This is a genomic window from Duganella sp. Root336D2, from assembly GCF_001425005.1.
Lineage (GTDB): Bacteria > Pseudomonadota > Gammaproteobacteria > Burkholderiales > Burkholderiaceae_D > Rugamonas.
This window is the reverse complement of record NZ_LMDB01000039.1, coordinates 263,621-277,557: the sequence shown is the minus strand read 5'-3', so window position 1 is coordinate 277,557 and position 13,937 is coordinate 263,621. Positions and strand designations below refer to the sequence as shown.

Annotated in this window: 13 protein-coding genes; 6 read left to right on the top strand and 7 right to left on the bottom strand. The window is 64.4% G+C overall.

Going from position 1 to position 13,937, the window contains the following annotated elements; genetic code table 11:
- Nucleotides 1–2: 2 nt before the first annotated feature.
- From ASD07_RS29335 to ASD07_RS29310, 6 genes are all read right to left on the bottom strand, one after another.
- Nucleotides 3–2,450, bottom strand: coding sequence for a heavy metal translocating P-type ATPase (locus ASD07_RS29335; protein ID WP_055939273.1), 2,448 nt, complete (start codon nucleotides 2,448–2,450; stop codon nucleotides 3–5).
- Nucleotides 2,447–3,232 (bottom strand): sulfite exporter TauE/SafE family protein, encoded by a 786-nt coding sequence (locus ASD07_RS29330; RefSeq protein WP_055939268.1) that lies wholly within the window; start codon nucleotides 3,230–3,232, stop codon nucleotides 2,447–2,449. The genes ASD07_RS29335 and ASD07_RS29330 overlap by 4 nt, the downstream gene beginning before the upstream one ends.
- Before the next feature lie 8 nt (nucleotides 3,233–3,240).
- A complete protein-coding gene (gene hemN, locus ASD07_RS29325) occupies nucleotides 3,241–4,671 on the bottom strand; it encodes an oxygen-independent coproporphyrinogen III oxidase (RefSeq protein ID WP_055939264.1) in 1,431 nt (476 codons plus the stop codon).
- Between the two features lie 17 nt (nucleotides 4,672–4,688).
- Nucleotides 4,689–6,341, bottom strand: coding sequence for a PAS domain-containing methyl-accepting chemotaxis protein (locus ASD07_RS29320; protein WP_055939261.1), 1,653 nt, complete (start codon nucleotides 6,339–6,341; stop codon nucleotides 4,689–4,691).
- Between the two features lie 110 nt (nucleotides 6,342–6,451).
- Complete coding sequence (yiaA, locus tag ASD07_RS29315; protein WP_055939258.1) at nucleotides 6,452–6,859, bottom strand: inner membrane protein YiaA; 408 nt, start codon at nucleotides 6,857–6,859, stop codon at nucleotides 6,452–6,454.
- A 45-nt stretch (nucleotides 6,860–6,904) separates the two neighbouring features.
- Nucleotides 6,905–7,834 carry a DUF808 domain-containing protein gene (locus ASD07_RS29310; RefSeq protein WP_055939255.1) on the bottom strand — a complete coding sequence of 310 codons (930 nt, stop codon included), beginning with the start codon at nucleotides 7,832–7,834 and terminating at the stop codon, nucleotides 6,905–6,907.
- A gap of 108 nt (nucleotides 7,835–7,942) precedes the next feature.
- On the opposite strand from ASD07_RS29310, the gene ASD07_RS29305 reads away from it, so the two are divergent.
- From ASD07_RS29305 to ASD07_RS29295, 3 genes are all read left to right on the top strand, one after another.
- Nucleotides 7,943–8,584, top strand: coding sequence for a LysE family transporter (locus tag ASD07_RS29305; RefSeq protein WP_055939251.1), 642 nt, complete (start codon nucleotides 7,943–7,945; stop codon nucleotides 8,582–8,584).
- A complete protein-coding gene (locus ASD07_RS29300) occupies nucleotides 8,581–8,772 on the top strand; it encodes a DUF1653 domain-containing protein (protein WP_055939249.1) in 192 nt (63 codons plus the stop codon). The genes ASD07_RS29305 and ASD07_RS29300 overlap by 4 nt, the downstream gene beginning before the upstream one ends.
- Nucleotides 8,773–8,863: 91 nt before the next feature.
- Nucleotides 8,864–10,774, top strand: a complete 1,911-nt coding sequence (locus tag ASD07_RS29295; RefSeq protein ID WP_055939246.1) for a DUF6600 domain-containing protein — start codon at nucleotides 8,864–8,866, stop codon at nucleotides 10,772–10,774.
- A gap of 44 nt (nucleotides 10,775–10,818) precedes the next feature.
- Here the strand turns inward: ASD07_RS29295 and ASD07_RS29290 are convergent, their stop codons facing one another.
- A complete protein-coding gene (locus ASD07_RS29290; RefSeq protein WP_055939243.1) occupies nucleotides 10,819–11,307 on the bottom strand; it encodes a phage regulatory CII family protein in 489 nt (162 codons plus the stop codon).
- Nucleotides 11,308–11,402: 95 nt separating this feature from the next.
- Between ASD07_RS29290 and ASD07_RS29285 the strand changes: the two genes are divergently transcribed.
- Genes ASD07_RS29285 through ASD07_RS29275 form a run of 3 tightly spaced genes read left to right on the top strand, consistent with a single transcriptional unit; the run spans nucleotide 11,403 to nucleotide 13,920 of the window.
- Nucleotides 11,403–12,305, top strand: coding sequence for a hypothetical protein (locus ASD07_RS29285; RefSeq protein ID WP_055939240.1), 903 nt, complete (start codon nucleotides 11,403–11,405; stop codon nucleotides 12,303–12,305).
- A gap of 3 nt (nucleotides 12,306–12,308) precedes the next feature.
- On the top strand, nucleotides 12,309–13,100 hold the full coding sequence (locus tag ASD07_RS29280; protein WP_055939237.1) for a DUF2491 family protein: 792 nt from the start codon (nucleotides 12,309–12,311) through the stop codon (nucleotides 13,098–13,100).
- A gap of 46 nt (nucleotides 13,101–13,146) precedes the next feature.
- Nucleotides 13,147–13,920, top strand: coding sequence for a hypothetical protein (locus tag ASD07_RS29275; RefSeq protein WP_055939233.1), 774 nt, complete (start codon nucleotides 13,147–13,149; stop codon nucleotides 13,918–13,920).
- The last annotated feature ends 17 nt before the right edge of the window (nucleotides 13,921–13,937 follow it).

The following is a 13,937-nucleotide window of genomic DNA, read 5'->3' as shown; positions in this document are numbered from 1 at the left end:
TATTAACTCCTGCGCAGCCGAAGCGCATTCAGGACGACGATGGCGGAACTGGCCGCCATGCCAACGCCGGACAGCCACGGGTTCAATACGCCGAAGGCTGCTGCCGGAATGGCAACAATGTTGTACAGCGTGGCCCAGGCCAGGTTCTGGCGGATCACGCGCATGGTTTTGCCTGCGCTGCGGGCGGTATCGGCCAGCAGCGGCAGGCGGGCGTCGAGCAGCACGCAGTCGGCGTGCACTTGCGCCAGGATTGCACCGCTGCCCATAGCAAAGGAAACATCGGCGGCGCTCAACACCGCGGCGTCGTTGATGCCGTCGCCGACCATCGCCACTACGCCGCCGTGCGCTTGCAGCGCCTGCACATAGGCCAGTTTTTCGTCGGGCAGGCAGTCGCCGATTGCTTCCCGGATGCCGAGCTGTCCTGCCACGCTGTCAGCCAGCGCCTGCTGGTCGCCGCTCAGCAGCACCACTTCCTTGCCGAGGCGCTGGAAGAATTCCACCGTGCGCAGCGCATCGGGCCGCAGCGCATCCGAGATCAGGAAGCGCCCAAGCCAGCGGCCGTGCATGCCCAGCCAGACCGTCGTCATCGGTGCGGCGCCGGCCGCAGCCTGGACCGATGGCGCTAGCGGGCTGCCAGCGATACCGGCGACATAAGCCGCGGTGCCGAGGCGGTAGCGGACGCCGTTCACCATGCCTTCCATGCCCTGCCCGGCCAGTTCCTGCAAGCCGGTGGCGCCTGCCGCTCCGGCGCCATGGGCGTCGGCGGCGGCGGCGATGGCCCGCGCAATCGGGTGCGCGCTGCCGGCTTCAAGTCCTGCCGCCACGCGCAGGATGCCGATGATCCGCGCGCCGTCGATCGCATCGACGCTTTGCACGGCCGGCCGGCCTTCAGTCAGGGTGCCGGTCTTGTCGAATACGATATGGGTGGCGCGATGCAGGGTCTCAAGCACATGCGGCTGCACGACCAGCGCGCCTTTGCCAAGCAGGCGGTCGGTCGCCGCCGCCAGCGCCGACGGAGTTGCCAGCGACAAGGCGCAAGGGCAGGACACCACCAGCACCGCAATCGCCACCGGCCACGCGCGCGCGGCGTCATGCCAGGTCCAGAACCCAAAGCTGGCCGCCGCAAACAGCAGCAGCGCAGCGACGAACCAGGATCCAGTCCGGTCCGCCCACTGTGCGATCTGCGGTTTGGCGCTGCCGGCGCGTTCGATCAGCTTGAGCAAACCGGCCAGCGTGCTTTCGCGGGCCGGCTTCTCGACGCGCAGCACGACCGGGCTGCCTGCATTGACAGCGCCGCCGGGAATGGCATCGCCGACAACCTTGCGCTGCGGGGCGCTCTCGCCGGTCAGCAGCGACAGGTCCACGGCCGTGCTGCCTTCCACCACGACGCAATCGGCCGCCACCGCCTCGCCGCCTTTGACGACGATATGGTCGCCGGCGGCCAGTGTGCTGGCGGGCACGGTGGCGGCATCGCGCAGGTCGGGCCACGCGGCCAGGCGCTGCGCCATCTCGGGCACGCCATGGCGCAGGCGCGACAGGGCGCTGGCTGCCTTGCGGCGCGCCGCCATTTCCAGGTAGCGGCTGGCCAGCAGCAGGAAAATGAACATGGTGAGCGAGTCGTAATACACCTCGCCGTAACCGCGGAAAGTCGACACGGCGCTGCCGATGAAGGCCGCCATGATGCCCAGCGCAACCGGCACGTCCATGCCCGGCACGCGGGCTTTCAGGCTGGACCAGGCGCCCTTCAGGAACGGCTGGGCGGAGTAGGCGATGGCAGGCAGCGTCAGGAGCAGGCTGGCCCAGCGCATCAGGCTTGCCATGCCGGGGTCCAGGGTGCCGTCGTCGCCGGCCATGTATTCGGGCGCCACATACATCATCACCTGCATCATCGACAGGCCGGCCACGAAAAGCTGGCGGCCCAGCGTACGGCTGGCTTTCTGCAGCTGCGCGTCGTGGCGCGTGGTGTCGTAGGGCCAGGCGTTGTAGCCGATGCTGCGCACCGCTTCCAGCACTGCGGCGGCGGTGGTTTTGTCCTTGTGCCAGCGGATGAACAGTTTTTCGGTGGCGACGTTCAGGTTGGCCTGCTGCACGCCGTCGACCTGGTGCAGGCGGTGCTCGATCAGCCACACGCAGGCGGCACAGCGAATACCTTCCACCAGCAGGGTGGTTTCGCGGGCGTCGCCATCGCTGATGATGTTCGGGTCGTCCTCCGGCAGTGCGAGCGCGGCCGGCACCAGCGCGGCGACGGCGCCTGCGTCGCCCGGCGCGGCGAAGCCGTTGCGCTCGCGGTAATAGCTGGCCTGGCCAATATCGACAATGGTTTGCGCGACAGCCGCGCAGCCGGGGCAGCACATGGCGCGCTCGACGCCTTCGATGTTCACGGACCAGCCGGCGCTTGCCGCCACCGGTTGGCCGCAATGGAAGCAGGCTGCGATCTCCGTCATCATCATGGCTGCACCGTCAGGCAAAGTACGTCGAACCACGCATGCTGGCCGCCGCTCGCCGCGCGGGCCAGCCCCAGCACGCCAAAGCCCAGCACCAGCAGGCCGCAGGCCGCTCGCACGCCGCGCTGCTGCAGGTACTGGCGCAGCTTGGCGCCTGCCATGCCCATGGCCAGCAGCATCGGCAGCGTGCCCAGGCCGAAGGCGCCCATCACCAGCGCGCCATCAAGCGCGGAGCCGGAGAGCATGGCAGTCAGCAGCATGCTGTACACCATGCCGCAAGGCACCCAGCCCCATACGCCGCCGAGGGCCAGCGCCTTCAAAGGCGTGTCCATCGGCACCAGCGGTTTGATCAGCGGCTGCACCCGGCGCCACAGGATGCCGCCGGCGGCTTCCACGCGGGCCAGGCCGCGCCAGGCATCCATCAGGTACAGGCCCATTGCAACCAGCATCAGGTTGGCGACCCAGTAAGCGGCCAACTGCACCGATGCCATTTGCAGCAGCCTGGCAACGCTGCCGGCGATGCCACCGGCAATCGCCCCGGCCAGCATATAGCTGCCGATGCGGCCGGTGTTATAGGCCAGCACGTGAACGATCTCGCCGGCGTTGGCGCCGGCCCATGTCATGGCGGCGGCCCCGCCCGTATCCACCTGCGCGATCGTAATCACGCGGGCCCGCACCGGCGTGGCGGACGGCCCGCCGGCGCTGAAGGCGCCGACGATGCCGCCGCACATGCCGGCGCAATGCACACTGCCGGCCAGGCCGGCAATCAGGATGGGCAGCAGGTTCATCGCCTCCCTCAGATGGTGCGCGAGAAGCGCAGCGTATGCACTTGTCCCGGCGCCGTACCCGCAGCGCGGTCGGCAGCCAGGTGGCGGTCGAACACCATGCAGATATTGCGGATCAGCAGGCGGCCCTTCGGCGTGACGGAAATCCAGTCATCCTCGATCGCCAGCAAGCCGTCGCGCTCGAACTCGCGCATTTTTTCCATTTCCCTGGCAAAGTATTGCTTGAAGCGGATCGGGTAGCCCAGTTCCAGCGCCGAAATCGACAGCTCGAAATTGCACATCAGGTTCTGGATCACCATGCGGCGCATCAGGTCGTCGTTATCCATCGCGTAGCCGCGCGCGATCGGCAGGCGGCCTTCGTCCAGGCGCGCATAGTATTCGTCCAGCGTTTTCTCGTTCTGGCTGTAGGTGCCGTTCACCGAGCTGATGGCCGACACGCCGAGCGCCACCAGGTCGGTCTCGGCATGGGTCGAGTAGCCCTGGAAGTTGCGGTGCAGGCGGCCCTGGCGCTGTGCCACGGCCAGGTCGTCGTCCGGTTTGGCGAAGTGGTCCATGCCGATGTAGACATAGCCGGCTTGCGTCAGGCGTTCGATGCACAGGGCCAGCATGTCCAGCTTCACGGCCGGCGTCGGCAGCTCGTCCTCCGCGATGCGGCGCTGCGGCTTGAACAGGTGCGGCATATGCGCATAGTTGTACAGCGCGATGCGGTCGGGATTGGCCTCGATCACCTTGTCCATCGTCGCCTGCATGGTGGTCATGCTCTGCTTCGGCAGGCCGTAGATCAGGTCGACGCTGATGGAGCGGAAGCCGGCGTCGCGTGCAGCCTGGATCACAGCCAGGGTTTCCGCGGCGGGCTGGATGCGGTTGACGGCCTTCTGCACGTCGGGATCGAAGTCCTGCACGCCCATGCTGACGCGGTTGAAGCCCTGCTTGCGCAGCGTGTGGATGCGCGCCGCATCGACGGTGCGTGGATCGATCTCGATCGAGTACTCGCCCTCTTCATCCGGCGCGAATTCGAAATGCTTGCGCATATGCGCAAGCAGCTCGCCCATCTGGTCGTCGTCAAGGTAGGTCGGGGTGCCGCCGCCGAAGTGCAATTGCTCGACGCGGTTCATGCCGGCAAACAGCTTGCCCTGCATATCGATTTCCTGCTTCAGGTAGCCGAGGTAGGTTACCGCCTTGCTGCGGTCCTTGGTCACCACCTTGTTGCAGGCGCAGTAGTAGCAGACCACGTTGCAGAACGGGATATGCACATACAGCGACAGCGGGGCCCGGGCCCCGCGCATGCGCAAGTTGGCTTGCGCTTCGAGGAAGCTGGAGTAGCTGAAGTCAGGCTTGAAGCGGTCGGCCGTGGGATACGAGGTGTAGCGCGGACCGGAAGTGCTCATGCGGCTGATCAGCTCTGCGTCAAACTGTACGGTTGGTTCTGCGATATTGTTCATGATTTTCTCGTTCGGGATTAGGCGGCCAGGCGTTTCGGGGACGGGCGGGTTTGCTGCGCGCCACGTGCCGAATTGACAGCCGCCAGGCGCGCGTAGCGGGTGCGTTCAAACTTGAACAGGCTGAAGGCATCGCGCAGGTGGCCGGCTTCGTCGGCCAGGCTGATTGCGGCAGCGGCAGCTTCTTCCACCAGGCCGGCGTTCTGCTGCGTCACCTGGTCCATGTGGTTGACGGCCTGGTTGACCTGGTCCACGCCGATGCTCTGTTCGCGCGATGCAGTGGAAATTTCGTGCATGATGGTGGTGACCTGTTTCACCGAGTTCACCACCTGGCCCATGGTGGCGCCGGCGCGCTGTGCACGTTCCATGCCGGTGCTGACTTTTTCCACCGAGATTTCGATCAGCTGCTTGATGTCCTTGGCCGCCGCGGAAGAACGCTGCGCCAGGCTGCGCACTTCGCTCGCCACAACGGCGAAGCCGCGGCCCTGCTCGCCGGCACGCGCCGCTTCGACTGCGGCATTCAGCGCCAGGATATTGGTCTGGAAGGCTATACCCTCGATCAGGCCGATGATGTCGACCACGCGGCGGGACGAGGAGTTGATCTCGTCCATCGTTGCAATCACTTCGGACACGATCTTGCCGCCCTGCACCGCCACATCGGAAGCGCTGACCGCCAGTGCGTTCGCTTCCATTGAATTTTCGGCATTGGCCTTCACGGTGGAAGAGAATTCTTCAATGCTCGATGCGGTTTTTTCCAGGCTGGCGGCCTGCGATTCGGTACGGCCGGCCAGGTCGGCATTGCCGGCGGCGATCTGCTTGGTCGCCACGGCCATCGCATCGATATTGAAGCGCACGTCGCGGATGGTGGCGATCAGGTTGTTATTCATCTGCTGCAGGGCGCGCAGCAGCTGGCCCATTTCGTCGGTGCTGTCGGTATCGAAGGAGCCGGTCAGGTCGCCGGCTGCGATCAGGCGCGCACCGTCCAGGGCGCGGTCCAGCGGCTGCAGCATGCTGGTGCGCAGCGTGTACCACAGGAAGACGTTGATCAGGAAGCCGAAAGCGGTGGCGCCAAAGATGCCCCAGCGCGTCAGTTCACTGGTGCCGTCGGCAAACAGCGCGGCGACGCAGACTGCGATCTGCAGCACGTTGACCACGCTGGTGGCCAGCCAGATGCGCATGGCAAGCGACACATGGCTCAGGCGCGCTGCCACGTTCGACAGGCCGAGGCGCACGATCTGGCCATTCTTGATGCGGATATTGCGGGCACCGGCAATGATCTTTCGGTAAGCCTCGGCGGCGGCAGCCACCTGGGCGCGCTCGGCCTTGGTGCGCACCGACATATAGCCTGTGGTGCGGCCGTTTTCCTTGATCGGGGTGATGTTGGCTTTGACCCAGTAGAAATCGCCGTTCTTGCAGCGGTTTTTCACCAGGCCGGTCCATGGGATGCCGGCGCGGATGGTTTGCCACAGGTCGGCAAACGCTTCCGGCGGCATGTCAGGATGGCGGATGATGTTTTGCGGCTGGCCAACCAGCTCAGCAGCGCAGAAGCCGCTGATGTGCTCGAAGTAGGGATTGACGTAGACGATATTGCCTTCCAGGTCAGTCTTGGAGACGATCGCCTGGTCTTCGTCCAGCTCTACTTCCTGATTGCTTACCGGTAAATTCTTACGCATTGCGCGCCCCCTGTTGACGTTCTTGCCATAACGCAAGATCACAGGGATAAGTCTAGGGACTTAGGCGCGCTTTTTTAATGATGTAGATCAAATCTGGCAGGGTTGGCCTGTCAGGCCACTTCCGCCGGCCTTGCCGAACTGTCGCGAACATTCTTCTGTACCGCTACGGCGCCGAACAGGCTCAGGGCGAAAGCCATGCCATAAAAGCCCTTTTCGCTGAGTACCAGGGTGGCGTTCCACATGCCGATCCCCAGCAGCAGGATGGCTGCCGCGGTCGAAATCCAGCACAGGCCGAAGTACATATTCGACACGTGGATGCCTTCCACCTTGTCACGCACCGATTTTTGCAGCGATACGGCCGAGAACAGGCCGTAGAGCAGCAAGGTCAGGTAATAGCCTTTTTCGTTCAGCGGCATCTGGGCATTCCACAACCCGGCGAGGAAGGCGCCGGCGCCCAGCAGCAGGGCGCCCCACGAAGCGCCGACGAAGGCGCCGGAAGGTCGATGATGGGTCGACATAAGTTCTCCTTGTTAAAAAAGACATTATGCCAGCCGGCCCGCTACTTAACGTTTGAGCGCACTCAACAGTTTGCTGCCGATGGTGACGACCGCCAGCACCATGGCACCGGCGATCACGCCGCCAATGGTATCGAGCGCGGACGGGGTCACGGCAGCCAGCAGGGGGCCAACGCCGCCCACCGAACCGGCAGCTTCGGCCGCGTGGTGGATCACGTCATGCGCGCCCGGGATGCCGTGGGTCAGGATGCCGCCACCGACCATGAACATCGCTACGGTACCGGCCACCGACAGGAACTTCATCAGTTTAGGCGCTGCACTCAGCAGGAAACGGCCCAGGGCCTGCACACCGGCACCGGCGCGCTTGGTCAGGTAAAGGCCGGCGTCGTCCATCTTCACAATGGCGCCCACCAGGCCGTACACGCCGATGGTCATCACGACGGCGATACCGACCAGCACAGTCACCTGCTGCAGGAAAGTGGCGGTTGCCACGGTACCCAGGGCGATCACGATAATCTCGGCCGACAGGATGAAGTCGGTGCGCACCGCGCCCTTGACCTTCTCCTTTTCCATTGCGACCAAGTCAACACTCTGGTTCGCGTCGACCAGTTCCTTGTGGTGCTGGTCGTCTTCCGCCTGCGAATGCAGGAATTTGTGGGCAATCTTTTCGAAACCTTCAAAGCACAGGTAGGCACCGCCCAGCATCAGCAGCGGGGTAATCGCCCACGGTGCGAAATAGCTGATTGCCAGCGCAGCAGGCACCAGGATCGCCTTGTTGATCATCGAACCCTTCGCTACTGCCCAGACAACAGGCAGTTCACGGTCGGCTTGCACGCCTGCGACCTGCTGCGCATTCAGCGCCAGGTCGTCGCCCAGCACACCCGCGGTCTTTTTAGCTGCCACCTTGCTCATGGCAGCCACATCGTCCAGGATGGTGGCAATATCGTCGATCAGTGCAAGCAGGCTGGAACCGGCCATTTCGTATAACTCCACAGAAAAATTACAGGATCGACAATCTAACACGCCACTGCAGCAAGCGGGCGGCTTGAACGCTACAATGAACTCTTTATTCGTCGGTAATCGGTCATGGCTTTCACCACCTGGATCACCTTTGTCATCGCTGCCTGCATCATTGCCGTGTCGCCTGGTTCGGGCGCCGTGTTGTCGATGTCGCATGGTTTGTCGTATGGCGTGAAGCGTACTTCCGCCACCATCCTCGGCCTCCAACTTGGCTTGCTGCTGGTGCTGGCGATTGCCGGTGCGGGCGTCGGCTCCCTGCTGCTTGCCTCTGAAGTCGCCTTCAGCGTCGTGAAGACCATCGGCGCCCTGTACCTGATCTGGCTCGGGATCAGCCAATGGCGCGCCAAGGTTGCCGCCGGCCAGGGGATCCAGGCCGCGCAAGCAGCGCTGCCGTCGTTCCGCAAGCGCTTCATGACTGGCTTCCTGACCAATGCTACCAATCCGAAGGGCATCATCTTCATGGTCGCCGTGCTGCCGCAGTTCATCAACCAGCATGCGCCGGTGCTGCCGCAGCTGGCCATCCTGGCAGCGACGATGTTCGTGATCGACCTGGTGGTGATGCATGGCTATGCCTTCCTGGCATCGTCGATGCAGCGCTTCTTCCGCGAATCCTCTGCCATCAAGGCGCAAAATCGCGTATTCGGAGGTCTTCTGATGTTTATCGGCGGGGCGCTGTTCTTCGTCAAGCGCGGAGCGGCCGAGGCATGACGACCCGGTTCCGGCATTACAAAGGCGGGTTCTACGAGCTGGTGTGCGAGGCCACGCTGGAATCCGACCACAGCACGATGATCGTGTACAAGGCCGCCAACGGCTCCATCTGGTGCCGCCCGCGCGAAGTTTTCTTCGAGATCATCGAGGTCGATGGCAAGAAGGTGCAGCGCTTCACCCCCATTTGAAATTATTTGTAACTTGCGTCCTCGCCAAGGGGGTTCAGGCGTTATATAAAAAACGAAAACGCCTTAGAACGTTCCCTTGGAGAGATAGAAAATGAGCCGCAAGATTGCGCAATTCCTGATGCTGGCAGCTTTGGTCGCAGTGACCTCGGTCGCCATGGCCGATCCGCCCGCCCGGGTGGGGCGGGTAACCGTCACCGAAGGCAGGGTGACCATGCTGGTCAACGGCGAAGAAGAAGCCGGCAACTTGATGAACTGGCCGGTCACCAGCGAAAACCACCTGACGACCGCCAGTGGTGCTCGCGCGGAGTTCCGCGTCGGCTCCGCTGCCATTCGCCTGGACGGTGACAGCGACCTCGAGGTACAGGAGCTGGATGACGAGCGCCTGGTGCTGCGCCTGAATTACGGCACCGCTGCCGTGCGCTTGCGCGATCCGGCCATGCTCAATGAATTTGAATTCCTGACGCCGCAAGCGCGCGTCACGCTGGCCGAACCCGGCTCTTTCCGCGTTGATGCCGAACGCGCTCCCGACACCACCGTGATCAATGTCTTCGCCGGCAACGCCCGTGTCGAAGGTGCCGGCACCATGCTGACCGCCCGTACCGGCAAGCGCGTGGAAGTGCGCGGCGACGATATCTTTACCGCGCTGGCAAGGCGTGATGATTTCGACAACTGGGTCGCTGGCCGCGACCGCCGCGACGAGGGCATGGTCGCTTCGCGCTATGTGCCGGCCGACATGACCGGTTACGAGGACCTGGACAATTACGGCAACTGGGTCGAGGACCGCGAATATGGCACCGTCTGGTTCCCGCGCGCTGTCTCGGCCGGCTGGGCGCCTTACCGCGACGGCCGTTGGGTCTGGATTTCGCCTTGGGGCTGGACCTGGGTCGACAACTCGCCTTGGGGTTATGCACCGTTCCACTATGGCCGCTGGGTCGTCGTGGGCGGCCGCTGGTGCTGGACGCCGGGCCGCGTGGTTGGCCGCTCGGTGTGGTCGCCGGCGCTGGTGGGCTGGGTCGGCGGCAATAACTGGAGCGTAAGCTTCGGCTCCGGCCGCTCGGGACCGGCAGTCGGCTGGTATCCGCTGAGCCCGCGCGACCGCTATGTGCCGGCCTACCGCATGTCGTCGGACTTCGAGCGCCGCCTGGTATGGAACCACCGCACCAATGAGCGCTGGCATGAGCGCTACCAGGACCGCGACCATGACGGCCGCCGCGATGGCGTGACCGCCCTGCCGAGCGACCAATGGGGCCGCGGCCGCCATATTCCAGTGAACAACGGCGCCCGCGTTACGCCGCAGGATGTGCGCAATGTGCCGCTCATGACCGCGCCGCCAGTGCTGTCCTCCAGCCTGCAACGCCAGACTCAGGCCCAACCCCCGCGGCAGGACTGGCAGCATAACCGTGAGGACCGCTTCAACCGGGATCGCGACGAGCGCTTCAACCGCGACCGCGGCCAGGACCGCCACGCCGAGCGTGAGCGCGGACCCGACCTGCGCGTCCCCGATCGCCAGGATCAGCAACGCCAGCCAGTACTGCAGACACAGCCGCAGCCACAACAGCCACAGCAGCCGCGTCAAAACTGGACCCGTACCGACAATGACGAACGCGATGGCTGGCGCAACCGCATAATGCGAACCCAGCAACAGCAACAGCAACAGCAACAGCAACAGCCGCAGTTGCAGGCCGCGCCGCCCCAGGCGCAGCCACAACCGCAACCGCAGCGCATGGAGCAGCCGCGCCACGAGCCACGCTTCGGCGGAGGCGAGCGCGAAGAGCGCGGTCGCCGCGACGCCCCTCAAGTGCAGATGGCCCCGGCCCGTCCGGCGCAAATGTCGCCACCGCCGCAACCGGCCGCACCGCAACCGGCCGCACCGCAGCCGCAGCCGCAGCCGCAAATGCAGCCCCAGCAGTCCCAACCACAGCAGCAGCACCAGCAGCAACAGCGCCGTGAAGCGCGCGAGCGCCGCGAGGAACGTATGGAAAACGGCGAAAATCGCCGCTAAGCTGCTGCGCTACCTAAGCCAGCCACCCCAAGTGGCTGGCTTTCTTATTTGCTGATCTTGGCGCGCTGGCGAATCCGCTCACGCCACTCGCCCAGCGCCGACAGCGCGCCGTGGAATTCACGTTCGATCAGGTCCGCCTCCGCCTCCGTCACCTTGCCGTCGAGCAGGGCTTCCGACACTGCTTCCGCCACAGCGCCTACTTGGGCCATCACCTTGCACACCGTCTGCGACAAGTCATCGTTGCTCACGTCATTCGGGATCGGCACGATGAAGGCCGCCATGCCATGCCGTGTCAGCAGGGCATGCAGCGGCAGCATGGCTTCATTCACCCCCGCCTTATGGCACAGGTCGACGATGGTGGAAACCTCCTCGAACGAGGGGTAATGCGAGGCGATGGTCGGCGCCAGCTTGTTGCGCAGCACGTTGGACGAGATGCCCATTTGCTGGGCAAGTGCCTCGATACCGCCGGGGAAAGTGCGCGCTACCTTATAGAGCGCGTCGTGCTGGTTCATGTCCAGGTATTTCTTAGTCATGGTGAAGCGGGCCTTTTTTTACCGATGCAGTCGGATTGTTTGAAAGATATGCTGATTTTCATCGAAAGTTTAACTACCTGACAACGGTGAAATTCATGTTCAAGCGCACTCGCTTCGCGGCCATCATGGCAATCGTGGTGGCCATTGTAGCCGCCAACACGGCCGATGCCCGTCCTGGCGGCTCATACCGCAGCGGCTTTTCCTCGGGCCGGAGCACGGCGTCGCGCAGTGTCAGCACCCCGAAACAGCCAAGTTTCGGCACCTTCGGCCAGCGCCAGTCGCAGCCGCCGGCTGCAGCGCGCACGCCACAACGCGACTCGGCGATGTCGCGCGACCTCGACCGCCGTGCGGCACAGGACCAGGCCATGCGCACTTATGACACGCGCCGTGCCGGCACTGCCGGCCAGGCTGCTCCCGGCAGCTTTGGCAGCTCCACGGCCACGCGGACCGGCACCACGCCGCCACTGCCACCGCTCGATCCGGTAGTCCCCGGCGGCCGAGGCAGCGGTAGCGGCGGCTACAACAACGGTGCCTACGCCCAGCACGGCGCACCTGGCAACACCAGTGCACCTGCCCCGGTAATCGTCCGTGACAGCAGCAACGGCTGGCTGTGGGGTATTGGCGGCTTCATGCTGGGCCGCGCCGCCAGCGGCCACGCCGCTCCAGCCCCGGCCCCGGCCCCGGCCGTCCAGCCGGCACCGTCCACGCAGCAGCCAGTCGATGTCAGCGGCAACACCGGCGCCATGGCAGACGCAGCCGGCGCAAGCGATATCGCGACCTCGGGTGCCGCGGCAGGCGCCGTTGTCGAGCCCGTCCGCCAGCCGCCAGTGCAAGCGCCGGCAGCCAAGCCAGCCGCTCAAGAATCGAGCACCCTGGCCAAGCTGGCGGTAGCCCTGCTGGCCGGCTGCCTGGTGTGGCTGGCCTGGAAAGCCTTCCGCCTGATGGCTGGGGCACAGGAAGTGAAAAAGAACGCCAACTACTCGTTTGAAAGGAACTAAGGAATGGGCTGGAAAGACGCCATCGATTACCTGCGCAGCGGCGCCAAGCGCCGCGGTGTCGAAAGCGACGCGCCGCAGCCGGAAGACCGCAGCCTGCCGCTGGCAGCCAGGATTGGCAGCGTAGTGGACCTGCAAGCCTCGCCCCTGCTGCGCGCCAACGCCAACGGCTCCCTGGTCGCGCTGCCGGAAGCGGAAGACAGCCGGATCCTCGCCATTTCCCAGTTCAAGCTGACGATGGCCGGGCGCCTCTACCGCTACTACCTGGCCAAGGGCGACGAGGACGAGCGCGAAAAGTTCCTCCAGCTGTACGTGGATGAACACGGCGAGGTGAAGGAAGTCCTGTACTGCACGCAGCTGGTGCGCTTCATCCCCACCACTGCGGAAGACCAGGACGCCTTCACCGGCGCCGATGGCTGCGGCCTGGGCGAACTGCAATTCAGCCTGTGGCGCAGCCAGCTCGAGGAAAGCGGCGCCGACAGCACAGTGCTGGCCAGCGCCTTCGGCGAGCAGGAAGCGCTGGACTTCGAACGCGATGTTGGCGACCCGAATGCCGGTTTCATCCCGCCCTTCACGGGCACCGAAACCCGCATTGACGAGGCCAGCGGCATGCAGGGCCTGAAGCAAGAGCTGTACTTCATGCCCTACGCCCGGCAACTGGGCGACGGCAGCAAGGAATACCTGCTGGTCACGACGGAGATCCTCCAAAGCGTGAACGGCGATGCAGGGAAACGCGGGATTCACGTCGATTTCGTAGTGGGAATCCCGGTGGAGCAGGAACGGCTGGTCATCCAATAACGACCGCCGCATTGGTGAATTGAACTTAACTGAAAGGATGCAAAAAATGAGCAACTCGAATGGCTGGGCCCTGACTGCACGACTGATTTCCAAGCACTTTGGCGCCTTGGGCGACCGGGTCTCGGAAGCCATCGCCAGTTTTGACCCGGAAACGGCGACTGAGGCCGACCGCGACCGCCTGGCCGACACCCTGCGCAGCGCCGCCCAAAAGCTGGCCCAGGCCCGCGCCGCCTTCAACAAGGAACGGGACGACGTGGTCCGCCTGCGCAAACTGATCGAAACCGACGAGAAAGCCACCGGCACCCTGGCCGAACGCCTGGCCGCCGGCCAGATCTCGGAAGCAACGATCAACCTGTTCTGCGACGAGCTGGAAGCCAACAAAGGCCGCCTGCCGCAGGAAATCCAGGAAGAAGCCGATGCCCAGGCTTACATGGAAGAGCTGCAAAAGATCGTTGACGCCCTGTCGCAGCAACTGGCCGACTTCGACGCCGCCGCCAAGAAAGCGATGCAAGCCCTGTCCCAGGCCAAGGCCCAGCGCGAACTGCAGGAAGTGCGCGCCGATCGCCAGAGCCAGCTCGCCAGCCTGTCAGGCATGCGCGGCAACACCAGCGCCCTGAACGCGCTGACCAAGCGTGCCCAGCAGATCAGCAACGAAGCCGAAGGCATGAAGATCGTCTCTGACATCGGCCAGCGCCCGTACGACCAGGCCGCTGAAATCGATGCAATCCGCAAATCGGTCACCAACCCGGTGAACGGCAGCGAATCGGCCCTGGAACGCCTGCAGCGCCTGTCGAACAAGGTGCCAGCCGCTGCGGCATAAGCCCCTCGCTTGAAAAA